The following is a 26,950-nucleotide window of genomic DNA, read 5'->3' on the forward strand; positions in this document are numbered from 1 at the left end:
ATACTCTGTGGCGAGGATAAATAAACAGGGAAACCAAGGATAGGTTATGAAAACACGTACCCTGCTGTTGTTTGTATTGTCCGTGGTATTCGGCCTCGCCGCTGCCTGGATGGCAAACAACTGGCTTAATCAGCAAAACCGTGCCGCCCTGGCGCAAACCGACACCGAAACCACCCAGGTGGTGGTGGCCGCCATCGATCTGGTGCCCGGTGCCCCCATCCAGCCCCTGCACGTTCAACTGCGCGACATCGACTCCCGCCTGGTGCCGCCCGGTGCCCTCACCAGCCTGGATCAGGTGCAGAACATGGTGGCCAAAAACAACCTGTACCGGGGCGATATGCTGCGCAAAGAGCGGCTGGCCCCCCTGGGCCAGGGCAGCACCCTTTCCGTGCTGCTGGAGCCCGGCATGAGGGCGGTAACGGTGCGGGTGAACGACGTGATCGGGGTGGCCGGTTTCCTGTTGCCCGGCAACCGGGTCGACATTCTGTTTACCGACGGCGACATGACCCGCACCGTGCTGCAAAACCTCAAGGTTCTGGCGGTAGACCAAACCCAGCATACCGATGAAAACCGACCCAAGCTGGTGCGCGCCGTGACCCTGGAGGTAGACCCGGAGCAGGCCGAACGCCTGGTCAATGCCAGTTCCAATGGTCGTATCCAGCTGGCCTTGCGCAACCCCAACGACGAGCATGACCTTGAAGTCACGGCGGCGCTGGCTCCGGAGCCGGCACCGGCGGCGGTAGAGCCGGCCGCGCCCCAGCCCAGGGCCAGGCCGCGCCAGGCCACCATTGATCTGATCAAGGGCACCAGCCAGCAGCAAATACCCATTAAAAGCTGAATAACAGGCTAATGAATAAAAAGCTTCACACGGAGGTGGCTATGAAAACCATTATCAGCGCAATCATGGGGGCGGTATTGCTGCTGTCGCCCTGGCAACTCTGGGCCGGAGGCGCCTTGCAGCAGGCGGGCAACGAAGTGCAGTTGCCCATTCATAAATCCCGTTCACTGATGCTGGACCGGTCCGCCAGCCGGGTGTCGGTGGGCAACCCGGCCATTGCCGACGTGTTGGTGCTGCAAGATCGCGAGCTCTACCTGGTGGGCAAGTCGCTGGGGCACACCAACCTGATGATCTGGGACATGGACGACGCCCTGATGCAGGTGTACGACATCGAGGTCAGCCACGATCTGCAGGGGCTGAAAGAACGGCTGTATCGCTTCCTGCCCAACGAGCCCATTCAGGTGCATACCTCCCAGGGGCAACTGGTGGTCAGCGGCGAGGTGTCGGATCTCGGCAAGCTCAACGCCGCCTATGAGCTGGCCCGGGGCTATGTGGTGGCCGCCGAGGGCGGCACGGCCCGCTCCGAGGTGATGAACATGATGAGCGTGGGCGGCGGCCAGCAGGTGATGCTGGAAGTTACCGTGGCCGAGGTGGCGCGGGACACGTCCCGCAGTTGGGAATCCGCCTTCGGCCTGAGCCTGCGGGGCGGCAGCTTCACCCTGCTGCGTGACAGCGTGGGCCACCTGGCCGACTTTGGCACCAATACCCTGCTGGGCAACTGGAGCAGCAAGGACGACATCTTCCAGGTGGCGCTGGATCTGGCCAAAACCCGCGGCCTGGCCCGGGTGCTGGCCGAGCCGCGCATTACCGCCATCAGCGGCCAGTCCGCCGAGTTTCTCTCCGGTGGCGAGTTTCCGGTTCCCGTACCCAATGAAGACGGCATTGCCATCGAATACAAGGAATTCGGGGTGGGGCTCAAGTTCACGCCGGTGGTGCTGAACAGCGGCAAAATCAACCTTAACCTGAATGTAGCGGTCAGCGAGCCGACCGTGGCCAATACCACCGAAATTCCCATTTTCGGCAATATCACCGCCCTTAACAAGCGCAGCGCCGGCACCACCGTCGAGCTGGGCGACGGCCAGACCATCGGTATTGCCGGCCTGCTGAACGAAAGCACCCGCGAGTCGGTAAGCCAATTGCCCTTTGTGGGGGACATTCCCATCCTGGGCAATCTCTTTACCAGCCGCAGCTTTATCAAGGGCGAGTCCGAACTGGTGATTATGGTTACCCCCCGCCTGGTGCGCCCCTTCGATAAACAGCAGGTTACCCTGCCCACCGACGGCTTTATCGAGCCCAACGACGTGGAATTCTACCTGCTGGGCCGGATGTCGGAGCGCACCCGGGTGGGCGACAGCACTCCCCTGGCCCAGCCTGCCGGCAATTCCGGGGTAAACCCGGCAATGGGCGAAGGCGGTATGGAGCAGACCTACGGCCAGTCTTTATAGGAGCAGCACGATGAAACCGATACTACTGACATTACTGGCCGCCGGGCTGCTGGCCGGTTGCGCCACCGAACGGCACTACAACTTTGCCATGGGCGAGAGCATTCAGGATCTGAACGAACTGCAGATTATGGATCCGGAAGCCCCGGCCCGTAACGACGGCAAAATAGCCGCGCTGACCCTGGATGGCAACTATGGGGTACCCCTCTACGGCAAATACGCAAAAGGGGCGGAAACCCCGGCCGAGGGTAAAACCCAGGTTACCCTGAACTTTGGCGACTAGCAGGAGTGAATGCCATGAAAGCGCTATCGCACAGGAAGCAGCAAAAAGGCGCCGTGCTCATACTGGTAACGGTGGCGCTGTTTGTACTGCTGGCCTTCACCGCCCTGGCCCTGGACGGCGGTTATTTGTTGCTGAACAAAACCCGGGTACAGGACGCGGTGGACTCAGCCGCGCTAAGTGGCGCCAAGACCCTGGACGACGGCGGCAGCCACGCCGATGCCGAGCAGGCCGTATACGACACCCTTAGCACCATTTTTACGGGTGAGGGGTTTAGCGCGGTGAATGTGGATATCGATAACCTGGCCGACGCCGTAACGATCGAGTTTTCCACAACCGTTTATCCCGGATTCACCGATGCACCCGGTGATCCCGACGCCCGTTATATCCGGGTAATACTGGATACCGTTCCCGTCACCCAGTTCTTGTCCCAGATAGTACTCGACGTGTGGCAGGTCGGCGCTTCCGCCGTGGCCGGGGCCAGCCCACCCATTGAAAACCCCTGCCAGCTCATCCCCCTGCTGATGTGCGCCGGCGACCTGGAGAATAAAAACTCGCCGGATTATACCTTCGGTTTTACGCCTTCGGATGAAAACGATCGGGGGGATATCCTGGTGATCAAGGCCCCCAACCACAATGCCACTTCAGCGGTAGGCCCCGGCAACTTCCTGGCCCTGGACTTTGGTGACGTGGGCGGTGGCGCCAATGAGTTCAGGGATGGCCTGGCCGGCAACATTCATGACGGCCAGTGCAGCACCCTGCTGGAAGATGGCGAACTGAGAACCAAAACCGGGAATATGGTCGGGCCGACCGAAACGGGCCTGAATACCCGCTTCGGGGAATACAGTGGCAACATGCGGGAACCGCTGGATGCCCCGACGAACGGCGGCGCCGATGCCTATTACGCCGACTGCGCCGTGCCCAACTATGCCGCTTCTACCGGCCTGGAGCTGGTGAACTTCAACGGCACCGAGTTTGACAACCCCGACGGTACCAGCAGCGTATTGCCCGAAGACTCCGGCTTGGTCAGCAAGTTGCAGGGGTATAATGACTACTTCAATAATGTGCACAGCACCAGCCCCACAACCCAGCACTGCCTGCCCAAGCGGCGTCAGGTGAGTGTGCCGGTGGCCGACTGTACCGGCCATAACCCGGGCTCGACCAACCTGGAGCTGATTGGCTTTGCCTGCATGTTCCTCAGCCAGAAGGTGACCGGCAGTACCGGTACTACCCAGTTTATCGTGGCCGAATTCGTCAAGAACTGCACCTCGGAAGGGGGCGGCTTCAGTGACAGCACCAGCGGGCTGGATCGTCTGGTGCTTTACAAAGACCCCGATGGCAAGGGGGCCTGATGAAAACTCGGACTTCACTTATCACAAGGCAGCGAGGGTTAGCCGCGGTAGAGGCAACCATCGTCATGCCGATTATGCTGTTGCTGGTGCTGGCCATCGGTGAGTTTGGCCGCATGCTGTATCAATACAATACCCTGACCCAGGCGGTAAGGGCCGGGGCAAGAACAGTGAGCGCCAGCGATAACAGTGGCACCTTCGAGCTGACGGCGGAGATGGAGCAAAAGGTTAGGAACCTGATTCTTTACGGCCAGGAAGTTGTCGGTACCGCTCCCGTATTGCCGGGGCTGGCCGCGGGGGATATCACCTTTGTGGGGCCTTTTGAGGTGCCGGCGATAGATGGCGACCCTTATATCCAGATCCGGGTCAGCTACAGCTGGCAGCCCATGTTCGGGCTTGGCTTCAATACCTTTTTCGGTGAAACCTTGTCGCTGGATTTTCCCCTGCAAACCAGCATGACCATGAGGGTGCTGCAATGAGTGTCCAAGTTTCCCGGCAAAGCGGCACCACCACGGTGGAGTTTGCCATAGTGGGCGCCGTGGTGTTCCTGGTGTTGTTCGCGGTGATGGAGGTTGGCCGTTTGATGTATACCTGGAACCTGTTGAATGAGGCCTCCAGGCGAGCCGCCCGCCTGGCTGCGGTATGCCTGGTGGATGAAGGGGTCAATGGTGCCGTTGCGGGCATGGTCGTGGATGAAGTGGGCGGCAGTTTGCCGGGCTTTACCCCGGCAAACATCACCCTGGAATACCTTGATCGTAATAGCGGAACCGCCCTGGCGGATCCGGCCGGGGTCGATTACGGCAGCATCTTCTATGTGCGCAGCCGTATAGCCAATTACCGTTATGAAATGGTACTGCCGTTGACCGTTGATTTGAGCATGTTTGCTCCCGACTTCGCCACCACATTGAGATCCGAGAATTTAGGACGAATTCGTACCGCGGATCATGGTGGTTTGAGTGAGGCCCCCTGTGTGGGAAGCTGAGGAATAAACCGATGACTGACGCCAAAATAGTGGAGCTGGAGCGAGAAGGGATGCACCCATTACCGGCCCTGTCCTGCCCCTTGCAGCTGAATATCATGGATCCGGATGAACGGCTCTGGCCCCTGCTGAAAGTCAAATTGCACCATAGCAGCCAGCTGCAGCTGAAAAAGCTGAACGACCAGGACTTTTTGCCCAAGGGGGAGCGCCAGGTCTTGCTGCTGGTGGATCACCCCATGATGGCCCCGGTATACGACGAACTGGAGCGCAAGGGGGGGGAAGAGCGCTCCCTGATTTTTGTGGGCGATGCTAAAAACACCGCCCTGGTACGCCGCGCCATGCGCATGGGGGCCCTGGATTTTCTGCCTTTCGAGTGTGATCCGGTCGAGTTGTGGTCGGCCCTGGTGCGAGTGTCGGCGCAAATTTCGGCCAGTGTGCGGCTGGCGCCGGTTACCGTGGTGGTCAACGGCAAGCCCGGCTCCGGGGCCAGCTTTGTCTGTGCCAACCTTGGGCATGCCTTGAACGGGTCCGAGCCCGGGCAAACAGTACTGTTGCTGGATGCCAATATGCGCTACGGCTCCCTGGCCGACTACCTTAACATCAAAGACAAGCAGGGGGGGCTGAACGAGGCTTTGCTGCGGGCCGGTGAACTGGATGCTATGGCGCTGGGCGGCATGGTCAGCAAGGCGCGCGACCGGCTCGATATACTGCCCACCTCCACCTTGCCGCTGCACGATGAAAAAAGTGTCTCCGCCCGCCAGTGTTCCCAGTTGCTGCACCTGGTGCGCGGCCAGTACGACCATATAGTGGTGGATATGTCCCGCGGCCCGGAAAGCTGGAGCCTGCCGCTGCTGGAAAATGCCGACCAGGTGCTGGTGATCATGCAGCAAAGCCTGGCGGGCCTGCGCGAGACCATTTACCTGCTGCGACAATTGCGTCATGAACTGGGCATCGGCAAGGAGCGCATCCTGCTGTTGATTAACCGTTACGACAAGAAAAAGGACGTTTCCCTCAAGGATATAGAAAAAGCCACCGAGCTTACCCGCATTTTTACCTTGCCCAACGACTTTGCCATGGCCGAAACCTGCACCGACCTGGGCAGACTGGTGGCGGAGGAAAAACGCAGTCATAAACTGGTTGATGCCTTCAATCATATTACCCAGGCGCTGCAACCCAAACCGGGGCAGGACGAGCCCAAACCGGGATTACTTAACCGGCTGTTCGGCAAAAAATAGCCGAGGCCAAGGGGGTCATGGATGAACCTTGAAGATTATATCCTCAACCACGAAGAAGAAGCCCATAAACGGCGGCTGCATACCAAGCTGATGGATATGCTGGACCTGCCCATGTTGCAGACGGTGTCCAGATCCCAGGCCAGCGAACAGATAGAACGGCTCTGCCTGCAACTGATGCAGGAGTCTCCCGTGCCGCTGTCGCTGGCTTCCCGCCAGAAGATTATCCGCCAGATCCTGGATGAAGTGTTGGGCCTGGGGCCATTGGAACCCTTGCTGGCCGACAACACCATTGCCGATATTATGGTCAACGGCAGCCAGAGCATTTATGTGGAACGGCGCGGGCGCATAGAGCGGGTACCGCTGACCTTCCGGGACGATGAACACCTGATGGGCGTTATCGAGCGTATCGTGTCCAGCGTGGGGCGGCGTATCGACGAGCTCTCTCCCATGGTGGATGCCCGCCTGAAAGACGGCTCCCGGGTTAACGCCATTATTCCGCCCCTGGCGCTGAATGGCCCCACGCTTTCCATCCGCCGCTTTACCGTGGAAAAGCTGGCCGTCGATACCCTGATCGACTTCGGCACCATTACACCGGCCATCGCCCAGGTGATGGAGGCGGTGGTCAAGGGTAAGCTCAATATCCTGATCTCCGGCGGTACCGGCACCGGTAAAACCACTTTCCTTAATATCCTGTCCAGCTTTATTCCCGCCAACCAGCGCATCATTACGGTGGAAGACTCCGCCGAGCTGCAACTGCAGCAACCCCATGTGGTGCAGCTGGAAAGCCGGCCTTCCAATATCGAGGGCAAGGGCGAGGTGGGGCTGAGGGAGCTGGTGAAAAATACCCTGCGGATGCGGCCCGATCGGATCGTGGTGGGGGAGGTGCGCGGCGCCGAGGCCTTCGACATGCTGACCGCCATGAACACCGGCCACGAGGGTTCGTTGACCACGGTGCACGCCAACAGCGCGCGGGATGCCCTGAGCCGGCTCGAGAACATGGTGTCCATGACCGGTTTCGATATGCCGATTAAAAACATCCGGGCCCAGGTGGCTTCGGCGCTGGATTTAATCATCCAGCTCGAGCGGCAGGAAGACGGCCGGCGGCGCATGGTCAGCATGCAGGAAGTGCACGGTATGGAAGGCGAAACCATTACCATGTCGGAAATCTTTACCTTCGAACGTACCGGCATCGATGCCGAAGGCAATGTGCTGGGGCGCCACAAACCGACCGGGGTCATGCCCAACTTCTATGACCGGCTGGCATGCCGGGGCATGGTATTGCCGCGTAGCCTCTTTGGCGACGCCGACTTGCATAAAGGGATTTTCTAGCGGGAGGTTGCCATGAATACCCTGATTTTTCTGGCACTGGTGGGGCTGGCGGTGGTGGCGTTAAGCATGGCGCTGTTTGTGCCGGTAACCCAGCCGCGCCTTAATTATTCCACCCTGCTTAAACGCCGGGTCAAGGCGCTGGCGGAAGAAAACCGGGAGCAGGCCCAGGCCTCCATTTATCGCACCAAAAAGCTGGATGCCCTGTCGCCGCTGCTGCGCAAGATAGAAACCCTGCCGATACTGGAGCGGGTGGCCTTTTCCCTGGAGCTGGCCGGCTCGAAGCTTTATGCCTGGCAACTGGTGCTGATGGTGGGGGCCATCAGCCTGGTATTGGTACTGATAAGCTGGTTCTGGCTGCATAATTTTTGGCTAAGCCTTTTTATGCTGGCATTGCCCTCCTTTGCTGCTCATTTCAAGCTTAAGCGCAACTACCTGCAGCGGCTGGTGCTGTATGAACAGCAGTTACCCGAGGCACTGGACATCATGAAACGGGGGCTGCAGGCGGGCTATTCCTTTGCCGATACCATCAAACTGATTAGCGAACAGATGCCCAACCCGCTGGGGCGGGAGTTCGCCCTGGTATTTGCCGATATCAACTACCGCAAAGATGTACGCAAGGCCATGACCGGGCTGCTGGAGCGGGTGCCCAGCATCTCCAATATGGCGCTGATCAGCGCGGTGCAGGTGCAGCGGGAAACCGGCGGCAATCTGGTGGAGAATATCGACAAACTGGCGCGAGTTATCCGCGAACGTTTCAAGTTCAATCGCCAGTTGCGCACTTTGTCCGCCGAGGGCCGTATGTCGGGCTGGGTATTGGTGCTGACGCCCTTTGCACTCTTTGCACTTATGTATGTGACCACTCCTGGCTATATTGGCGAACTGGTTGGCACTTCTGACGGCAACAGGCTGCTGATATTCGGCGGGGCAGGGATGGCCATCGGCACCTGGTGGATCAGCAAAATTATCAAGATAGAGGTGTAATATGGACACGCTCAATCAACTGGCAGGGCAGGTACTTGCCGATCCGCAACTGCGCCAGTGGCTGCTGCTCGGCATTGTCGGGCTTTCCGCCATTACCCTGTTCTGGGGGCTGACCCTGGTGGCCAGCGGAGTAGCCAGCCCTTACCGCCGGCAGCTAAAAGGCATACAGCAAGACGTTGACGATAGCGAGCAAACCCTGGAACAACGGCTGGTTATCGCCAAACAGAATGGCAGCGGCTTTAACGGCCACCGTATCCGCACCCTGCTGGTGCATGCGGGTTTTCACAAGGAATCGGCTTACAGGGTATTCAACGGCATTCGGGTGATAGTGATACTGCTGGTAGTAGCCTTGAGTTTTATGTTGCTTAGCCAGGTTTCTCGGCTGCCTTTTAATATGATTCTGCTACTAGTGGCGGGCATTGCCTATATGTCCTATATCTTGCCGGTATTTATCCTGGAACGACTAGCCGATAAGCGTATGAACCAGATGAAAATGGCCATGCCCGATGCGCTTGACTTGCTGGTGGTCTGTACCGAGGCGGGGCAGGGTTTCAAGGCGGCTTTGCAGCGGGTGGCGGAAGAGGTAAGCATGAGCCATGAAGAGCTGGCTCAGGAACTGACCCTGGTTTCCGCCAAGCTGAGGGCGGGCCTGACCATGCAGCAGGCCTTCGAGGAGTTTATTCTGCGTACCGGGCTGGAGGATTTCCGCAGCCTGAACGTGGCCATTAACCAATGCATCCAGCTCGGTACCAGCATCGCCGAAACCCTGCGGGTTTATGCGGACGAATACCGCATCAAGCGCAAGCAGGAGGCGGAAGAGCTGGCCGCCAAGATAGGCACCAAAATGATTTTCCCGCTGGTATTTTTTATCTGGCCCTCGTTTTTTATTGTGGCGGTAGGCCCAGCACTATTGAAGGTATTCAAAGTGATGGGGGGGATGTAAAGGGGCGGAGCCCATTAATCCAGGATGTGCAAGCTGGCCGATGATTCCCGACCCTACTAGCATTAACGAGATGTAAACAGCTTTGGCCAGGGACTGGCCTGAGGACAACAAGATGAAAAAGCTCACCATAAGCTTGATAGTGCTGCTGCTGAGTGGTTGTGCCGCGACCAGCGGGCAGCAGGACGAGGAACTGTCGGGCCCGAAAACACCGGGGTCGGGCGTGATCAAGCCCGGCAACGCGGCGGAGGTTCGCATGCTGATCGCCCAGTCGCAAACCTCGGGCAATCCGGACGCCATGATTTATGCCTATACCCAGGCGCTGGCCTTCAGGGAATTCAACAAGGCCGATGTGTATCTCAACATCGCCCTGCTGGAGCAGCAGCGCGGCAGCAATAGCCGGGCCGAGCAGGCCTACCGCCAGGCGATGGCCATCGATACGGCAAGGCAGGATCTGAAAGAAGCCCTGGCCCTCTTGCTGGTGGACATGAAACGCCACCGGGAGGCGGAAACCCTGTTGCAGGAAGTGGTGGCCGCCGACCTGGCCCGGCTCAAGGCGCCCGCTGCCAATGTGGCCCACTGCGTCACCGATAACCAGTCACCCTGGCGTAGCTACAATGCCCTGGGGCTGTTGGCGGACATGATGGAACAGGGCGAGCGGGCCCGGCAGTATTACCAGTGCGCACTGAAGGTGCAACCGGGCCTGGCCATGCTGCACACCAACCTGGGCTTTTCCTACTATCTGGAAGGCGAATATCCCCAGGCGGAGCGGGCCCTGACCCGGGCGGTAAACCAGGATCCGGAATACCAGCGGGCCTGGAACAACTTAGGATTGTTGTATTACCGCTGGGGGCGCAAGTCCGAAGCTCTGGCGGCCCTGCGCAAGAACATGTCCCAGGCGGAGGCCCTGAACGATCTGGGTTACATCGCCATGATGGAAGGAGCCCATGAAGAAGCCGCCGGCCTGTTCCAGCGTGCCATCGACTCCTCCCCCCGTTACTACCCCAAAGCCGTAGAAAACCTGCGGCAGGCCAAAACCATGTCGGCGGTGGGTAAGCGGTAGCCGGCCACGGGATTAACGACACCGCCGCAACCTGCAGGCGGTGTCGGATCGGCGTTGTCCGCCACGCGGCTGAAGCCGCCTCTACCAAAGTATTGGAGATGTCACATCCCGCCGGCGATGCCGGCTTAAAGCCGGTCGGCATCGAAGGTATTGCAGTATTCCAGCTCGCCCGAGTCGAATCCCCGCTTGAACCAGCGCACCCGTTGCTCCGAGCTGCCATGGGTGAAGCTGTCCGGCGTTATCCGGCCCCGGGCCTGTTGTTGCAGCCTGTCGTCGCCGATGGCGGCGGCGGCGGTCAGGGCCTCTTCCAGATCGCCGGGTTCCAGCAGCTGCCGCTCTTGATTGGCATAAAAGCCCCAGATACCGGCAAAGCAGTCTGCCTGCAACTCCTGGCGCACCGATAGCAGGTTGGCTTCTACCTCCGGCAGTCGGCGGCGCGCTTCATGTATCTTGCGTGAAATGCCCAGCAGGTTTTGTACGTGGTGACCCACTTCGTGAGCGATCACATAGGCCTGGGCAAAGTCTCCGGGGGCGCCGTGCCGCTCCTTGAGATCCTTATAAAAAGACAGATCGATATAGACCTTGCCGTCGCCGGGGCAGTAGAAGGGGCCCATGGCGGCCTGGGCGAAACCGCAGGCAGATTGCACCTGGCCGCTGAACAGCACCAGGGTGGGATCCTGGTAACGGCTGCCCATGCGGGCAAACAGCGGCTGCCAGGTGTCTTCGGTATCGGCCAGCACCACCGAAACGAATTCGGCCAGTTTTTGTTCTTCGGCGCTAAGGGAGCGGTGCTGGTTGACCGGTGTCGGCTGGCCGGTGACCAGGGGCAGCAGATCCACTCCCAGCATGCGGGCGCCAACAAAAATGCCGGCGCCGGCCACCAGCAGTATCCGTCCGGCTTTGGTGCGCAGCAACCAGGGCAACAGGCGTATCAGCAGCCCCATCAGGGCCGGTGTGCCGGCCGAAGCTCCGCGCCTGTCTTCCACATTGGAGCTACGACGTCTGTGTTCCCAACGCATGTGGGATTCCTTTGTGTGGGTAAAACCATAAGATCGTTGGAAAAAGGGGGTGGAGTCAATTGTCTGTCAACGGACTCTTCCCCATTGCCCGGCAATTTCCTGCCATGGTGCGGTTCACCCATGCCTGGTTTGCCATGGTCCTCGCCACACCCGGCGCCGTATTTGGCCGAATACATTCGGCCCTACAGACCTCACCGGGCCGCAGGGTCGATGTCAATCGACCGATGATGGCGGCTGCTCCCGCTGCTACTGCCCGGCGATGACCTTCATGGCACCGGTCAGCTTGGTGAGCTCGTCGGGCGTTATGATATAGGGCGGCATGATGTAGAGCAGCTTGCCGAAGGGGCGGATCCACACGCCCAGCTCCACCAGTTGCTTCTGCACCTCGGCGACGTTGAGGGGCTCCTTCATTTCCACCACGCCAATGCCGCCCAGTACCCGCACATCATGCACCTTAGGTAACGCCCGGGCCGGTGCCAGCTCGTGCCTGAGCTGGGCTTCGATGGCCTGGATGCGCTGCTGCCAGGGGGAGGCGAGCAGCAGTTCCAGGCTGGCCAGGGCCACGGCGCAGGCCAGGGGATTGGCCATAAAGGTGGGGCCGTGCATCAACACCCCGGCCGGGCCGTTGCAGATGGTGCTGGCCACCGCTTGCGTGGTGATGGTGGCGGCCATGGTCATATAACCGCCGGTGAGCGCCTTGCCGATGCACATGATGTCCGGCGTAATACCGGCCCATTCGCAGGCGAACAGCTTGCCGGTGCGACCGAAACCGGTGGCGATTTCGTCGGCGATCAGCAGCACGTCGTAACGGTTGCACAGCTCGCGCGCACCCCTGAGGTAGCCCGGGTGATAGAAGCGCATGCCGCCGGCGCCCTGCACCACGGGCTCCAGAATAAGGGCCGCCAGCTCCCGGTGGTGTTCGGCCAGTAGCACTTCCAGCGCCTGCAGATCGGCCGGGTCCAGCTCGCCGTCGAAGGGGCTTTGGGGCGTGGGCACGAAAATATGCTCCGGCAAAAAGCCCTTGTACAGGCTGTGCATGCCGCCGTTGGGGTCGCACACGCTCATGGCGCCGAAGGTGTCGCCGTGGTAGCCGCGGCTAAGTGTGGCGAAGCGGGTTTTGGGCGTGCCCCGGCCGTGCCAGTACTGGATGGCCATTTTCAGCGCCACCTCCACCGACACTGAGCCCGAGTCCGCCAGGAAGAAGCGATCCAGCCCTGCCGGCAGCACCTGGCCCAGCGCCCGGCACAGTTTGATGGCGGGATCGTGGGTGAGGCCGCCGAACATCACGTGGGACATTTTTTCAAGCTGTTCGGTGGCGGCGGCGTTCAGCTCCGGCACATTGTAGCCGTGCAGGCAGGCCCACCAGGACGACATGCCGTCTATCAGCCGGCGGCCGTCCGCCAGTTCCAGATACACGCCGTTGGCACGTTCTACCTGGTAACAGGGCAGGGGACGGGTGAGGGAGGTGTAGGGGTGCCAGAGGTGGTGCAGATCGAATTCTTGATTGGTCATAAATTGGTCAGATGTAAACTTGTTATGATCTTGATGGTTGACAGGCTAGCATCCGTCCTTACACTAGCCAAGCAAAACACCTCTTGAATTTAAGGATATAGGGCAACCATGAGCCGCCAGAACTGGACCCGCGAGCAGGTACTCGCCTTGTTTGAACGCCCCTTCTTCGATCTGCTGTTCGAAGCCCAGCAAGTGCACCGGGCCAACTTCGACCACAACGAGGTGCAGGTGAGCACCCTGCTGTCGATCAAGACCGGCGCCTGCCCGGAAGACTGCAAATACTGCCCCCAGAGCGCCCGTTACAGCACCGGGCTGGAAACCGAGCGGCTGATGGAGGTGGAAAAGGTGCTGGAGCGGGCGCGGGAGGCCAAGGCCAACGGTTCCAGCCGCTTCTGCATGGGGGCGGCCTGGCGCAACCCCAAGGAGCGGGACATGCCCTACCTGCTGAAGATGGTGCAGGAGGTGAAATCGCTGGGAATGGAAACCTGCATGACCCTGGGCATGCTGTCCGGTGAGCAGGCTGGCCGCCTGGCCGAGGCGGGGCTGGACTACTACAACCACAACCTGGACACCAGCCCGGAGTTTTACGGCGACATCATCACCACCCGCACCTACGCCGACCGGCTCAACACCCTGGAAAACGTACGCAGCGCCGGCATGAAGGTGTGCTCCGGTGGCATCGTCGGCCTGGGTGAAAGCCCGGAAGACCGCGCCGGCCTGCTGCTGGCCCTGGCCAACCTGCCGCGCCAGCCCGAAAGTGTGCCCATCAACATGCTGGTGAAGGTAAAGGGTACCCCGCTTGAAAACCAGGAAGATCTGGACGACTTCGACTTTATCCGCACCATCGCCGTGGCCCGCATCCTGATGCCCAAGAGCCATGTGCGTCTGTCCGCCGGGCGGGAAAAGATGAACGATCAAATGCAGGCACTGTGCTTTATGGCCGGCGCCAACTCCATCTTCTATGGCTGCAAGCTGCTCACCACCCCCAACCCGGACGAAAACAGCGATATGCAGCTGTTCCGGCGCCTGGGGCTGCGCCCCAGCGGCGTAAGCCAGAAACCGGACGAGATGACCGAAATTGAACTGCACGAGCAACTGGCCGCCCAGCAAGCGCCCAAGCCGCTCTACTACGAAGCTTAAAACACAGCTGGAGGCCGTAACCGGTCGAATGTATTCGACCGGTTACGGCGCCGCGGGCTGAAGGTCTGAAAAAGAGGTCGGCTGCTGGTGTGAATGGACTCCCGCCTGCGCGGGAGTGACGGGATATGGGTCAGCCCGCGGCTTTCCGTAGCCCCGCGCCTTTGCCGCCACTCCTGCGCTTTGCCGTCAGCCTCGTGCCTTTGCCGCCACCTTCGCGTCTTTTCCGTCATCCCCGCGAAGGCGGGGATCCAGGCAGAGGTGCCGGCCCGGACGATGATGCAGGCTGCTGGTGTGAATGGACTCCCGCCTGCGCGGGAGTGACGGGATACGGGTCAGCCCGCGGCTTTCCGTAGCCCCGCGCCTTTGCCGTCACTCCTGCGCTTTGCCGCCACCTTCGCGTCTTTTCCGTCATCCCCGCGAAGGCGGGGATCCAGGCAGAGGTGCCGGCCCGGACGATGATGCAGGCTGCTGGTGTGAATGGACTCCCGCCTGCACGGGAGTGACGGGATACGGGTCAGCCCGCGGCTTTCCGTAGCCCGCGCTTTGCCGGCACTCCTGCGCTTTGCCGTCAGCCTCGCGCCTTTGCCGCCACCTTCGCGTCTTTTCCGTCATCCCCGCGAAGGCGGGGATCCAGGCAGAGGTGCCGGCCCGGACGATGATGCAGGCTGCTGGTGTGAATGGACTCCCGCCTGCGCGGGAGTGACGGGATACGGGTCAGCCCGCGGCTTTCCGTAGCCCCGCGCTTTGCCGCCACTCCTGCGCTTTGCCGTCAGCCTCGCGCCTTTGCCGTCACCTTCGCGTCTTTTCCGTCATCCCCGCGAAGGCGGGGATCCAGGGGCGGGCGGCTCCGCGTTAAGCGGGTTTTATTTCGGTATTTTTAGGAGAGCAGCTCTATGCCCTTTAACCTGAGCCTGGCCGGCCGCGAAGCAGCGGGGCTGAAACGCAGCCTGCCTGTTATCGACAAGGTGGCAGGCCGGCTGCTGTGGTCCGCCGGCCAGGGCTACCTCAACTTTGCCGGCAACGACTACCTGGGCCTGAGCCAGGCGCCGGAGCTGCGCCTGGCCGCCGACCGGGCCGCGCGGGAATTCGGCGTGGGCGCCGTGGCTTCGCCGCTGGTGGTGGGGCACCAGGCCGTGCATCGGGAGCTGGAGGCGGAGCTGTGCGACTGGCTGGGGCTGGAGGCGGTGCTGCTGTTCAGCTCCGGTTTTTCCGCTAACCAGGCGGTGATAAAAGCCCTGCTCGGCAAGGAACACCTGTTGTGGCAGGACCGGCTCAACCACGCCTCCCTGCAGGAGGCGGGCCTGCTCAGCCCGGCCCGCCTGCTGCGCTTTGCCCACAACGATATGACCGCACTCGAGGCCAGGCTCAAGCCTGAAGCGGGCCTGATCGTCTCCGAAGGCGTATTCAGCATGGACGGCGATCTGGGCGACTGGCCGGGGCTTGCGCGCCTGGCCGGGCAGAGCGGCAACTGGCTGATGATAGACGACGCCCACGGCCTGGGCGTGCTCGGCTCGGAGGGCAGGGGCACCCTGGATGCGCTGGGGGTGGCGCCGGAACAGGTGCAGATCTTCATGGGTACCTTCGGCAAGGCGCTGGGGGTGAGCGGCGCCTTTGTCGGCGGCAGCCGCGAGCTGGTGGAGTACCTGCACAATTTTGGCCGCAGCTATGTGTACAGCACCCATCTGCCGCCGCCCCAGGCCGCCGCCATCCTGGCCGCCATCCGCCTGGTGCGCCGGGCCGGCGACCGGCGTGAACACCTGAACCAACTGGTGCGGCAGTTCCGCGCCGGTGTGCAAGCCTTGCCGTTCGAGCTGTTGCCTTCCGCCACCGCCATCCAGCCCCTGGTAATTGGCGACGAGGCTTGCACCCTGGCCCTGGCGGCGCGACTGAAGGAACGCGGCTTCTGGGTGGGCGCCATTCGCCCGCCCACGGTGCCGGTGGGTGGCGCCCGGCTGCGCATTACCCTGAGCGCCGCGCACACGCAAGAGGATATCCGGGGACTGATCAAGGCCCTTACCGAGGCCGCAAAGGGAGTAAGCCCATGATGGAGCTTATCGACAAACAAAAGGTGGCGGCCGCCTTCGGCCGGGCCGCCCACAGCTACGAGCGGCACAACGAGCTGCAACGGCGCAGTGGCGAGGATCTGCTGGCCCTGCTTCCGGCCCGGGCCGGCACCGGCCTGGATCTGGGTTGCGGCAGCGGCTGGTTCGTGCCTGCCCTTACACGGCGGGCCGAGCGGCTGCTGGTGCTGGACTTGTCGCCGGCCATGTTGCAGCAGGCGGCGAGCAAGGCACAGGTGGAGCCCATCTGCGCCGACATGGACCAGCCGCCGCTGCCCGAACACAGCCTGGACTTTATCTTCGCCAACCTCTGCCTGCAGTGGAGCGCCGACCCGGCCGCCTGGCTTGAACGGTGGAGCGCGCGGCTGAGATCCGGCGGCGTAATGGTGTTTTCCACCCTGCTGGCGGGCAGCTTGCACGAGCTGGAGGCCGCCTGGCAACAGGTGGACCATCATGCCCATATCAACCGCTTTATCGAGCAGGAAACACTCGAGGCCCACCTGGCCGCCACCGGCCGGCGCTGGCGCCTGGAACGGGCCGATATCCGGCTGGCCTATCCCGAACTGAAGGGATTGCTGCTGGACCTGAAAGGCATCGGCGCCAATCGGATAAACGGCGACCGCCGCCCCGGCCTGCTCGGCAAGGAGGCCTGGCAGCGACTCAATATGGCCTATGCTAAAGACCGGCAAGGACAATCTGTGGCCAGCTACCATCTGGCCTATGGAGTGATTTATGGTTAAAACGTTTTTCGTGACCGGCACCGACACCGAGGTGGGCAAGACCTTCGTGACCCGCGCCCTGATGCGGGCGGCCAGGCAGGCCGGCAAAAAGGTGCTGGGCTACAAGCCGGTGGCCTCCGGCTGCGACTGGCTGGGGGGCGAGCTCAGGAACAGTGACGCCCTGGGGTTGCAGGCCGAGTCCAGCATCCCGCTGCCCTACGCCATGCACAACCCCTACGCCTTCGCCCCGGCCATCGCCCCCCACATTGCCGCTGCCCAAGCCTTTGATCCCATCAGCATCCCCCGTATCGGCGAGGGCCTGGCCCGGCTGAAGGAAACCGCCGCCGACTGGATTTTTGCGGAAGGGGCGGGGGGCTGGCGGCTGCCGCTGGACGAACGGCACTTCTTGTCGGACTGGGTGAAGAAGGAACACCTGCCGGTGATCCTGGTGGTGGGCGCGCGGTTGGGCTGCATCAACCATGCCCTGCTTACCCTGGAGGCCATCCGCCACGACGGCCTGGTGGTGGCCGGCTGGGTGCTGAACCGGGTGGACCCGCACATGAGCCACTATCGGGAGAATGCCGATACCCTTAAGCAATTGATTTCTGCGCCCTTGTTGGGTGAAATACCCTGGCTTGCGGAAAGCGGGGCCGAGGCGGCCGACGGCTTTATCGATCTGTCGCCCTTATTAAAATAGGTTGAAATAATTCGTCGGTCTCGTCTTGAAATTTGCTTATTCGGACATATTATGTCGACAGACTTCTTTGTTTAAGGAAAACCCTATGAAACGCATTCTGCTGTTTATTGCCACCAACCTGGCCGTGGTAGCGGTGCTGGGTGTGGTGCTTAACATCATCTTCTCGGTATTGGGCATCGACCGGGGCAGCATCGGCGGACTGCTGGTGTTCTGTGCCGTGTTCGGCTTTGGCGGCGCCACCATCTCCCTGTTTATGTCCAAGTGGATGGCCAAGCGTGCCTACGGGGTACAGGTTATTACCCAGCCCCGTAACGAAATGGAGCACTGGCTGATGACCACGGTTGCCCGCCAGGCCCAGCAGGCCGGCATCGGCATGCCCGAGGTAGGGGTTTACAATTCGCCCGACATGAACGCCTTCGCTACCGGTGCCCGGCGTGACGATTCCCTGGTGGCGGTGTCTTCCGGCCTGATGTACAGCATGAGCCGGGACGAGGCCGAAGCCGTGCTGGCCCATGAGGTAAGCCATATCGCCAACGGCGACATGGTCACCCTGACCCTGATCCAGGGCGTGGTGAACACCTTCGTGATGTTTTTCGCCCGCATCGTGGCCAACATCATCAGCAGCTTCCTGAGCCGCGGCGATGAAGAAGGCGGCGGCCTGGGCGGCCTGGCCTACTTCGGTGTGGTGATAGTGCTGGAAATGGTGTTCGGCATCCTGGCCTCCATCATCGTGATGTGGTTCAGCCGCCAGCGCGAATACCGCGCCGACGAAGGCTCCGCCCGTCTGGTGGGCAAGGAAAAGATGATTGCCGCCCTCGAGCGCCTGCGCCGCGGCCCGGAAACCGAACTGGAAGGCTCGCTCGCCGCCTTCGGCATTAACGGCAAGCGCCACAGCGAGCTGTTCATGAGCCACCCGCCCATCGAAAAACGCATCCAGAGCCTGCGCGAGTTGCGTTAATCCCCTTTTGTAGTTTGGTCTCTGTTTCACCCCGGCCTGGCCGGGGTTTTTTTATGTCCGGGATCAACAAACGGCGGATTGTCAAAAATATGCGATTGCCGGCGGCGACGCTTTCTGTCTTTAATGGCAAAAAACAAAGAGCACGGATGCCATGATAAAAACCGAACCCCAGCGCCGCTACTGGCTGATTGAGCTGATTGTTTATTGGGAAGGGCGGCTCACCGCCAACCATTTGCAGCAGTTCTTCGGCCTGAGCCGCCAGCAGGCCAGCAAGGACATCAATCAGTATTTGCAGGAGCAGCCCGGCAACCTGGTCTATTGCTCCTCCCGCAAGGGCCATTTGCCCGCACCGACCTTCAAGCCCGCTTTTATCTCTGATGATGTGGCCGAATACCTGAACTGGATGACCGGCCAAAGCGCCCATGCCATGCCTGTTGATCCCGGCTATCGGCTGGAGCATGCCATCCTCACGCCGACACCGCGCAACGTCAGCCCCAGGGTGATACGGCCGCTGGTTCTGGCGATAAGAAAAGGCCAGCGGCTGGAAGTAGACTACGGCGCCGTTAGCAAGCCGGATCGGGATGGCCGCATCATAGTGCCGATCCGCTTCGTTAACACCGGCCGGCGCTGGCACCTGCGCGCCTGGTGTGAAAAGGCCCAGGGCTATCGCGACCTGGTGCTGAGCCGTTTCCACGGCGAGCCGAGCCCGGAAGGCCCGCAACTTGCCCCCTTGCCCCCCGACACCGCCTGGAACACCCAAGTCACCCTTACCCTCAAGCCCGACCCCCGCCTCGGCCCCGAACAGCAGGAGGCCCTGGCCTACGACTACGGCATGACCAAGGGTGAACTTCGGCTCACCACCCGCGCCGCGCTGGCCCAGTACCTGCTCAACGAGATGCAGGTAAGCGTGAAAATGCTCGACGGCAACCCCGCCGCCCAGCAACTGATCCTGGCTAACTACGGAGAAGTGAAGGAGTGGTTGTTTTGACGAGAGCAAGAAATGTAATTCGAGCTGGGTTGACGAACCTGTCAACTGAGTTGTCGTGTGTGGATGTACAGTGTTGTTCCATGGGTGAAATGTCGGCATTAATGGTGCTACAGAGAGCAACCAAAAGTTGTTTTTGGAGGGATTGCCATGCACATCTCAGATAATCAGATAAGTTACCTTGCCCACGTCCGGCAGCCCGAACAAGGGCCGTGGATGGAACACGCGCTCGAAGATCACCTGCGTGCGGTAGCTGACTTGGCAGCTGATTTTGCTGCTCTCTTCGGCGGTGAGAACTGGGCAAATGCGGCTGGCATCTGGCATGACTTGGGAAAATACCGCCAAGCTTTTCAGAGCTATATCAAAAAAGCATCCGGCTACGATCCGGAAGCACATATTGAGCAAGGACAGGGGCGGGTTGATCACTCGACTGCTGGTGCCCTGTATGCTTGTCAGCAACTCAAGGGGGCTGGACAGTTTTTAGCGTATTTGATTGCTGGTCATCACGCTGGGTTGCCAGATTGGAACAAAGCGGAAGCCGGTGAAGCCGCACTGTCTAATAGATTGGATAAGGGGGCGGAGAAAGGCTATCTGGAAGATGCACTGCGGGCAGTAATACCCCAAGATATCCTCCAACCAGCCAGTGTCCAGTCGCAGTTAAGCAGGCCCTTGGGGGGAGTTGACGGTTTGCATTTGTGGTTGCGAATGCTGTTTTCTTGTCTAGTGGATGCTGATTTTCTCGACACCGAACGTTTTATGGATCCGAAACGCTCCCTTTCCCGTCAAGGGGGTTGGTCTATCCGGGATCTGAAAGCACAGCTGGATGCCTATATGGCCGAAAAAATCAGGGATGCGGAAAACACTGCGGTCAATACCATTCGGGCGGGTATATTGAGTGATTGTCGGCAATCCGCCCAAGAACCACCAGGGATATTTACGCTCACGGTTCCTACTGGCGGTGGTAAGACCTTATCCGGTATGGCGTTCGCTTTGGAACATGCGGTCAAATACGGGAAGGAGCGTATTATCATCGCCATCCCCTATACCAGTATTATCGAACAAACTGCCGACCAATACCGGGCCATTTTTGGCGATGCCGTTTTAGAGCATCACTCCAACCTGGATCCTGACAAGATCGAAAAGGAAAGTGCTCATTCCAGACTGGCTGCAGAAAACTGGGATGCACCTATCGTGGTCACGACAAACGTTCAACTCCTAGAGTCTTTGTTTACCGCGCGAACAAGCCGTTGTCGCAAGCTCCACAACCTGGTCAATTCTGTGATTATCCTTGATGAGGCTCAGTTGTTACCGCCTGATTTCCTGCAACCTGTTCTGGATGTATTGCGGTTATTGACGGAGCACTATGGCGTATCGTTGGTACTCTCGACTGCCACGCAACCGGCCTTGGGTTCCGTGAAAGACAGCTTTGGAAAAATTCGGCTGCGGGGATTGGATGCCAAGCAGGAGATTACTTCCAATGTAGACGCCTTATTTTCCGCTATGCAACGAACAGAGATCCATAAGCCGCAAGATTTCAATGTACGCCGAGACTGGTCGTCTCTGGCCTCTGAGCTTGAGGTATATCCCAGCGTGCTGGTGATCGTCAACAGCCGCCGTGACGCGCGTGAGCTATATGAATTGATGCCACTTGGCACCGTGCACCTGTCTGCCTTGATGTGCGGCGAACACCGTTCCCAAGTGATTGCTGCAATCAAAAGGCGTTTGAAGGCTGGTGAACCTGTCCGGGTGGTCAGCACCCAACTGGTAGAAGCCGGAGTGGATCTTGATTTTCCTGTCGTCTATCGGGCCTTGGCGGGGCTGGATTCCATTGCACAGGCTGCAGGCCGCTGCAACCGCGAAGGTAAACTGGATAAAGGCAAAGTCGTGGTGTTTGTGCCGCCCAAGTCTCCGGCCAAGGGACTGTTGCTGTATGGTGAGCAGGCAACTCGCTCTGTTTGGCACGGGCAGGAATCCGACCTGCTTTCCCACCAGTTATTTGAACGCTATTTCAACCAGTATTTCAGTCAGGAAACCCCGGACAAACACCAAATACTACCGTTACTGACCCAGGATGCACGGCAGGGTGTAGTGCAATTCCGTAGTGCAGCGCAGAGATTTTGTTTGATCCCGGACAGTGGTGTATCTGTACTGGTTCCTTACGGCGAGAATGGTTTCAAACTGATGGATCAACTACGTCACTTGGGATCAGAACGCTGGCTGATGCGGAAGTTACAGCGCATGAGTGTGAACCTGTACCAGCACGATTTTGAAGCATTGCGTAAACTCGGTGCTGTTGAGGAACTGCAACCAGGCATCTGGGGGGTCTGTGTGACCAATGCTTATGATGAGCAACTTGGTTTGCTTCCTGCTGACGCGTTGTGTTCCAGCAAACCGGAAGATTGTGTCTTTTGATTAAGGGAGGCTTTATGCCCGTCAATTTTTGCTTGGAGGTCAGCGGCGACTACGCCTGCTTTACCCGCCCGGAAATGAAAGTGGAGCGTGTCAGCTATGACGTGATCACACCTTCCTCCGCGCGCGCCATTTTTGAGGCGATACTATGGAAGCCCGCAATCCGCTGGCAGATTACCCGTATTGAAGTGCTGAATCCGATCAATTGGATTTCTGTACGCCGTAATGAAGTGGGAAAGGTATTTACGGCACCTACAGCTAAGCAATTGTCTGGTCAATCCACCGAACCTATGGGCTTCTACGTGGAAGATGAGCGACAGCAACGGGCTGGATTGTTTCTGCGCGATGTGAAATACCGGTTGTATGCGGAGCTGCATTTTGATAAAGCCAAAGATATGAACTCGGACTATGGAAAATACGCAGCCATGTTTGAGCGCCGAGCGAGGAAGGGGCAGTGCTTCAACCAACCCTATCTGGGCGTCCGGGAGTTTTCCTGTGCTTTTCGGCTGGTCGATGAATCCAGTATTGGCCACGAGCCCCCTCCCATATCCGAAGACAGGCCGCTTGGCTGGATGCTGTACGACCTGGATTACAGTGACCGTCACAACCCCATGCCCAAGTTCTTCAACGCGGCAATGGAACAAGGCGTAATCCAGGTCCCGGCATGGGACAGTGAGGAGGTGCGGGGATGATTTTGCAAGCATTGAACACATACTATGAGCGCAAGGCAGCCGAATCGGAGAGTGGGATTTCGCCAGAAGGCTTTGAGGAAAAGGTAATTCCTTATGTCGTTGTTATTGATCTTAATGGTGAGTTTGTAGATTTACAGTTTACGGGAGATGGAGATAAATTTAAAAAAGGAAGACCTTTTTTATTGCCAATGTGGCAACAAAAGTCAGGGAAAAATTCTTGGAAAACTACAAACTTTCTCTGGGATCACTATGGTTATTTACTTGGTCAACCAAAAAGTGATAACGATAAAGACGTCGAGTCCGCAAAAAAACAGAATGCAACATTCTCATCGATGATTAATTTGATTGCCGATAGGCTTCCTCAAGTTGATGAAGTTCAGGCAGTTAAATCTTTTTATGATAAAGGCGGGGTGGAAAAAATCGTTGAGCATAAATCATGGAGTGACGTGGTTGCCGTAAAGGGATGCAATCTGTCTTTTAGAATAAATGATCAGACTTGCTTGGTTCCTCAGTTAGAGTCATTGCGTGATCTTGCAATAATGTGGGTTGGCTCAGGACTGGCTGAAGAAAAATGTGATGAAGAATCTACAGGCATATGTTTGATTTCCGGTAATAAGGGGACGATCACAAGGCTGCACAGACCTATATCGGGTATTAACAAAAAACCCTCCCCGTTTCTGGCAGTAAATAACCTTGAGTCGCCGGCATTTGCTTCGTTTAACAAAAAACAAGGTATGAATTTTCCTATTTCTGAGGGAGCGGCGTTCAAGTATGCGACAGCCCTTAATGTTCTCTTGCGGCGAGATTCACAACAAAAATTCAGGATTGGCGATGTCACAACCGTCTTCTGGTCAGATCGATTGTCCCATATGGAGGACGACTTCGCCACGTTGTTCAACGAGCCATCAAAGGACAATCCGGATGCCTTGACGGAAAAGGTGCGGGCATTGCTTATGGCCGTAGACAAAGGGACCATGCCGCAGGAAGATAAGGAAGCTAGATTTTTTATTCTGGGCCTTTCTCCCAATGCCGCACGAATCTCGGTGCGTTTCTGGAACACTGGCACAGTTGCCGAGTTTTCGGAGAAAATTTCCCGACACTTTCATGACTTGGAAATAGTTCATGATCCTCATCAACGCGATTACCTTTCGCTCTGGTCATTGTTGTGTTCTATTGCTGTACTGGGAAAGTCGGAGAATATTCTTCCTAATCTAGCCGGTGATTGGATACGCGCCATTTTAAATGGTAGCCCTTACCCGCAAACTCTGCTGAATGCTGCTATCCGACGTACTAAAGCTGTACAGAGAAAGAAAGACGAAAAAACTGAGAAGGTGAGCTATGAGCGGGCCGCACTTATTAAGGCTTTCCTAAATCGCAAAGCCAGATTTCAAACTCAACCCGAGAAGGAGATTACCGTGTCCCTTGACAGAAACAATACTAATCCAGGCTATCGCGTTGGTCGCCTGTTCGCGTTGTTGGAAAAGATCCAAGAAGAAGCCAATCCTGGTATCAATGCCACTATCCGCGATCGCTACTATGCCGCTGCCTCTGGCACTCCGGCCAGTGTGCTTCCCATCTTGCTACGCATGAAAAATCATCATCTGGGCAAGCTGGAAAAAGGCCGGGAAATCTATTTTGAGAAGCTGTTTCAAGAAGTGTTTGAGCACCTTCAAGCGGACGGCTTTCCATCTCAACTCAGTCTGGATGACCAAGGGCGATTTGCCATCGGTTATTACCACCAACGCCAGGAATTTTATAAAAAATCTGATAAATCCAAACCTCAATTTTCTGAATAAGGAGCATAACAATGGCTATTTCCAACCGCTACGATTTTGTCCTGTTGTTCGACGTAAGAGACGGCAACCCCAACGGTGATCCCGACGCCGGTAATCTGCCGCGTATTGACGCGGAAACTGGACTAGGATTGGTCACCGACGTGTGTTTAAAGCGAAAAGTGCGTAACTATGTCGGCATTACGAAAGACGAACAGCCGCCTTACGAAATTTACGTCAAGGAAAAATCTGTTCTCAACAAAACTCATGAACGTGCGTATATCGCCATTGGTGCGGAAGATGCCTTGCAAGGCGATGACAAAAAGCGCAAAGGTGGGGATAAGGTTGAAGAGGCGCGTCAATGGATGTGTGGCAACTTCTTCGATATCCGCACCTTTGGTGCCGTTATGTCTACAGGCGTGAACTGTGGACAAGTGCGTGGGCCTGTACAACTTACTTTTGGTCGTTCAGTTGACCCTATAGTCGCTTCTGAGCATTCCATTACCCGTATGGCGGTAACTACAGAGAAAGAAGCGGAAAGCCAAAGCGGAGATAACCGCACAATGGGCCGTAAATTTACCGTGCCTTACGGACTTTACGTTACCCACGGTTTTATATCTGCACATCTGGCCGAACAGACAGGCTTCAGTGACGAAGATCTTGACCTTCTATGGGAGTCGTTGCTGAATATGTTCGAACATGACCGTTCGGCGGCGCGAGGTTTGATGAATACCCGTGCCTTGTACATCTTCAAACACGAAAGCAAACTGGGTAACTCACCGGCACATAGCTTATTTGACCGGGTCCAGATCACCAGAAAATCACAGGGTCCCGCACGCGATTTTTCCGACTACGAAGTTAGCATTCACGATCAGGAATGGCCGGAGGGTGTCGTATTGATTCGGAAACACTACTAGAGCATGGAAGATAATATTCTTTCCATCTCCGCCCTCCAACACTACGCATACTGCCCTCGGCAGTATGCGTTGATCCACGTCGAGCAGGTTTGGGCGGAGAACCGTTTCACGGCGGAAGGGCGTGTACTGCACGAACGCGTTGATTCGGGGGCTGCAGAACAACGTCGGCATATCCGTTATGAACGCGGGGTGATGCTACGCTCGGAACGCTACCGACTGGTCGGCAAGATGGATCTGCTGGAAATCGAGGGTGGAAAAGAGCAGGTGTATCGTCCGGTGGAATACAAACGTGGCAAGCCCAAAGTACAGGACTGGGATCGTATCCAGCTTTGCGCCCAGGCGCTATGCATAGAGGAAATGCGTGACGTCGTGATCAGGGAGGGAGCAATCTGGTACTGGGAAGTGCGCCGCCGTGAATTGGTGCCGATAGACGACCGGCTCCGGGAGATCACTATCTTTACTATTGAGCAGGCCCATGCACTCTTGGCCGAGGGGCGAACGCCGCCGCCAATAGATGACAAAAAGCGCTGCCGTGCCTGCTCCCTTTTCAACTTGTGCGAGCCGGATCGCTTTCGCAAGGATGGGTCGGCCCGCTATATCAGGGAGTTGTTCAAGACATGAAGAAGTTGCTCAATACGCTGTATGTAACGAGGCAGGAGAGTTACCTGCATAAAGAGCGTGATACCATTGTGATCAAAAATGGCGGCGAGAAATTGGCGCAGTTTCCGTCATTGTCATTGGGCAATATCCTCTGTTTCGGGCAGATTTCCGTGTCACCGTTTTTAATGGGATACTGCGCGGAGCAGGGTATTGGCATGGCTTTCTATACGGAATACGGCCGCTTTCTGGCGCGGGTGCAGGGCAAGGAAACCGGCAATGTATTGTTACGCAGAGCTCAGTACCGTTGGGCAGATCTGCCCGAGCAGTACAATGGTATCGCCCAACTGATGGTGGCGGCAAAAATCGCCAACAGCCGTGCAGTTTTGCTGCGGGACCTGCGTAATCACGGTGACAATCCATTACTGAAGCAGGCTGTGGACAATCTCGCGCGGTGCTTGGCGCGCGTTCGCCATGCGAAAGAGCTGGACGAAACGCGCGGCATTGAAGGCGAGGCCGCCAATTACTATTTTTCGGTGTTTAACGAGTTGTTGCGTGGCTCTGGTTTTGCCCTTAACGGACGGGTACGCCGACCACCAACTGATCCGGTAAATGCGTTGCTGTCTTTCGTGTATTCGTTGATCACGCAAGAGTGTGTAGCGGCGTTACAGGGCGTTGGGCTCGATCCTTATGTCGGCTTTTTGCACCGGGATCGCCCTGGTAGGACAAGTCTTGCTCTGGATTTGTTGGAAGAATTCCGCGCATCCTGGGCGGACCGTTTCGTGTTGACGATGATCAATCGTCGTCAGGTCCAGCTTGCCGATTTCATTACCGAAGCAAGTGGTGCAGTTCGCCTGCAAGACGAGGCACGGAAGAAATTACTGGTTGCCTATCAGGAACGCAAGCAGGTGGAGGTGATGCATCCCTACTTGCAGGAACAGGTGCCCATCGGATTGTTGCCGCATTGCCAAGCGATGTTACTGGCGCGGCATATCCGGGGGGATACGGAATACTACACACCTTATCTGGTGAAATGA

Annotated in this window: 25 protein-coding genes; 23 read left to right on the top strand and 2 right to left on the bottom strand. The window is 58.2% G+C overall.

Annotation, left to right across the window (positions count from 1 at the left end):
• The first annotated feature begins 46 nt into the window (after positions 1-46).
• The 11 genes from cpaB (at position 47) to ACEVBK_RS07160 (ending at position 10,436) form a co-directional block, all read left to right on the top strand.
• Positions 47-838, top strand: coding sequence for a Flp pilus assembly protein CpaB (gene cpaB / locus ACEVBK_RS07110; protein ID WP_375057907.1), 792 nt, complete (start codon positions 47-49; stop codon positions 836-838).
• 41 nt (positions 839-879) lie between these two features.
• Positions 880-2,283 (top strand): type II and III secretion system protein family protein, encoded by a 1,404-nt coding sequence (locus ACEVBK_RS07115; protein ID WP_375057908.1) that lies wholly within the window; start codon positions 880-882, stop codon positions 2,281-2,283.
• A 10-nt stretch (positions 2,284-2,293) separates the two neighbouring features.
• Complete coding sequence (locus ACEVBK_RS07120; RefSeq protein ID WP_375057909.1) at positions 2,294-2,563, top strand: addiction module component; 270 nt, start codon at positions 2,294-2,296, stop codon at positions 2,561-2,563.
• A 14-nt stretch (positions 2,564-2,577) separates the two neighbouring features.
• Positions 2,578-3,912, top strand: coding sequence for a pilus assembly protein TadG-related protein (locus ACEVBK_RS07125; protein ID WP_375057910.1), 1,335 nt, complete (start codon positions 2,578-2,580; stop codon positions 3,910-3,912).
• The gene (locus tag ACEVBK_RS07130) at positions 3,912-4,388 is read left to right on the top strand and encodes a TadE family protein (protein ID WP_375057911.1); all 477 of its coding nucleotides are present in this window, start codon (positions 3,912-3,914) and stop codon (positions 4,386-4,388) included. Before ACEVBK_RS07125 ends, ACEVBK_RS07130 begins: the two co-directional genes overlap by 1 nt.
• Positions 4,385-4,891, top strand: coding sequence for a TadE family protein (locus tag ACEVBK_RS07135; protein WP_375057913.1), 507 nt, complete (start codon positions 4,385-4,387; stop codon positions 4,889-4,891). The genes ACEVBK_RS07130 and ACEVBK_RS07135 overlap by 4 nt, the downstream gene beginning before the upstream one ends.
• An 11-nt stretch (positions 4,892-4,902) precedes the next feature.
• Positions 4,903-6,123, top strand: coding sequence for a CpaE family protein (locus ACEVBK_RS07140; RefSeq protein WP_375057914.1), 1,221 nt, complete (start codon positions 4,903-4,905; stop codon positions 6,121-6,123).
• 21 nt (positions 6,124-6,144) lie between these two features.
• The gene (locus ACEVBK_RS07145; protein WP_375057915.1) at positions 6,145-7,452 is read left to right on the top strand and encodes a CpaF family protein; all 1,308 of its coding nucleotides are present in this window, start codon (positions 6,145-6,147) and stop codon (positions 7,450-7,452) included.
• Between the two features lie 12 nt (positions 7,453-7,464).
• Positions 7,465-8,433, top strand: a complete 969-nt coding sequence (locus tag ACEVBK_RS07150; RefSeq protein WP_375057916.1) for a type II secretion system F family protein — start codon at positions 7,465-7,467, stop codon at positions 8,431-8,433.
• Position 8,434: 1 nt separating this feature from the next.
• The gene (locus tag ACEVBK_RS07155; RefSeq protein ID WP_375057917.1) at positions 8,435-9,376 is read left to right on the top strand and encodes a type II secretion system F family protein; all 942 of its coding nucleotides are present in this window, start codon (positions 8,435-8,437) and stop codon (positions 9,374-9,376) included.
• 112 nt (positions 9,377-9,488) lie between these two features.
• Positions 9,489-10,436, top strand: a complete 948-nt coding sequence (locus ACEVBK_RS07160; protein ID WP_375057918.1) for a tetratricopeptide repeat protein — start codon at positions 9,489-9,491, stop codon at positions 10,434-10,436.
• Between the two features lie 125 nt (positions 10,437-10,561).
• On the opposite strand, the gene ACEVBK_RS07165 is transcribed toward ACEVBK_RS07160, so the two are convergent.
• A complete protein-coding gene (locus tag ACEVBK_RS07165; RefSeq protein WP_375057919.1) occupies positions 10,562-11,455 on the bottom strand; it encodes a neutral zinc metallopeptidase in 894 nt (297 codons plus the stop codon).
• A gap of 246 nt (positions 11,456-11,701) precedes the next feature.
• A complete protein-coding gene (gene bioA / locus ACEVBK_RS07170; protein WP_375057920.1) occupies positions 11,702-12,967 on the bottom strand; it encodes an adenosylmethionine--8-amino-7-oxononanoate transaminase in 1,266 nt (421 codons plus the stop codon).
• Positions 12,968-13,075: 108 nt separating this feature from the next.
• Between bioA and bioB the strand changes: the two genes are divergently transcribed.
• The 12 genes from bioB to cas1c all read left to right on the top strand — a co-directional run bounded on the left by bioB (position 13,076) and on the right by cas1c (position 26,950).
• Complete coding sequence (gene bioB / locus ACEVBK_RS07175) at positions 13,076-14,107, top strand: biotin synthase BioB (RefSeq protein WP_375057921.1); 1,032 nt, start codon at positions 13,076-13,078, stop codon at positions 14,105-14,107.
• Between the two features lie 893 nt (positions 14,108-15,000).
• On the top strand, positions 15,001-16,152 hold the full coding sequence (gene bioF / locus ACEVBK_RS07180) for an 8-amino-7-oxononanoate synthase (protein WP_375057922.1): 1,152 nt from the start codon (positions 15,001-15,003) through the stop codon (positions 16,150-16,152).
• Positions 16,149-16,907, top strand: coding sequence for a malonyl-ACP O-methyltransferase BioC (gene bioC, locus ACEVBK_RS07185; protein WP_375057923.1), 759 nt, complete (start codon positions 16,149-16,151; stop codon positions 16,905-16,907). The genes bioF and bioC overlap by 4 nt, the downstream gene beginning before the upstream one ends.
• A complete protein-coding gene (gene bioD / locus ACEVBK_RS07190; RefSeq protein ID WP_375057924.1) occupies positions 16,900-17,583 on the top strand; it encodes a dethiobiotin synthase in 684 nt (227 codons plus the stop codon). The genes bioC and bioD overlap by 8 nt, the downstream gene beginning before the upstream one ends.
• Before the next feature lie 85 nt (positions 17,584-17,668).
• On the top strand, positions 17,669-18,541 hold the full coding sequence (htpX, locus tag ACEVBK_RS07195; protein WP_375057925.1) for a protease HtpX: 873 nt from the start codon (positions 17,669-17,671) through the stop codon (positions 18,539-18,541).
• A 151-nt stretch (positions 18,542-18,692) separates the two neighbouring features.
• The gene (locus tag ACEVBK_RS07200; RefSeq protein ID WP_375057926.1) at positions 18,693-19,529 is read left to right on the top strand and encodes a WYL domain-containing protein; all 837 of its coding nucleotides are present in this window, start codon (positions 18,693-18,695) and stop codon (positions 19,527-19,529) included.
• Positions 19,530-19,676: 147 nt separating this feature from the next.
• Positions 19,677-21,938 carry a CRISPR-associated helicase Cas3' gene (gene cas3, locus ACEVBK_RS07205; protein WP_375057927.1) on the top strand — a complete coding sequence of 754 codons (2,262 nt, stop codon included), beginning with the start codon at positions 19,677-19,679 and terminating at the stop codon, positions 21,936-21,938.
• 14 nt (positions 21,939-21,952) lie between these two features.
• Entirely contained in the window at positions 21,953-22,627 is a 675-nt protein-coding gene (gene cas5c, locus ACEVBK_RS07210) for a type I-C CRISPR-associated protein Cas5c (RefSeq protein ID WP_375057928.1), read from the top strand.
• On the top strand, positions 22,624-24,423 hold the full coding sequence (gene cas8c, locus ACEVBK_RS07215; RefSeq protein ID WP_375057929.1) for a type I-C CRISPR-associated protein Cas8c/Csd1: 1,800 nt from the start codon (positions 22,624-22,626) through the stop codon (positions 24,421-24,423). Before cas5c ends, cas8c begins: the two co-directional genes overlap by 4 nt.
• 11 nt (positions 24,424-24,434) lie before the next feature.
• Positions 24,435-25,316 (top strand): type I-C CRISPR-associated protein Cas7/Csd2, encoded by an 882-nt coding sequence (gene cas7c / locus ACEVBK_RS07220; protein ID WP_375057930.1) that lies wholly within the window; start codon positions 24,435-24,437, stop codon positions 25,314-25,316.
• 3 nt (positions 25,317-25,319) lie between these two features.
• The gene (gene cas4, locus ACEVBK_RS07225; protein WP_375057931.1) at positions 25,320-25,937 is read left to right on the top strand and encodes a CRISPR-associated protein Cas4; all 618 of its coding nucleotides are present in this window, start codon (positions 25,320-25,322) and stop codon (positions 25,935-25,937) included.
• Positions 25,934-26,950: a type I-C CRISPR-associated endonuclease Cas1c gene (cas1c, locus tag ACEVBK_RS07230; protein ID WP_375057932.1), complete on the top strand. Its 1,017-nt coding sequence runs from the start codon at positions 25,934-25,936 to the stop codon at positions 26,948-26,950. The genes cas4 and cas1c overlap by 4 nt, the downstream gene beginning before the upstream one ends.

The sequence above is a fragment of the Zobellella sp. DQSA1 genome, from assembly GCF_041950555.1.
GTDB lineage: Bacteria > Pseudomonadota > Gammaproteobacteria > Enterobacterales > Aeromonadaceae > Oceanimonas.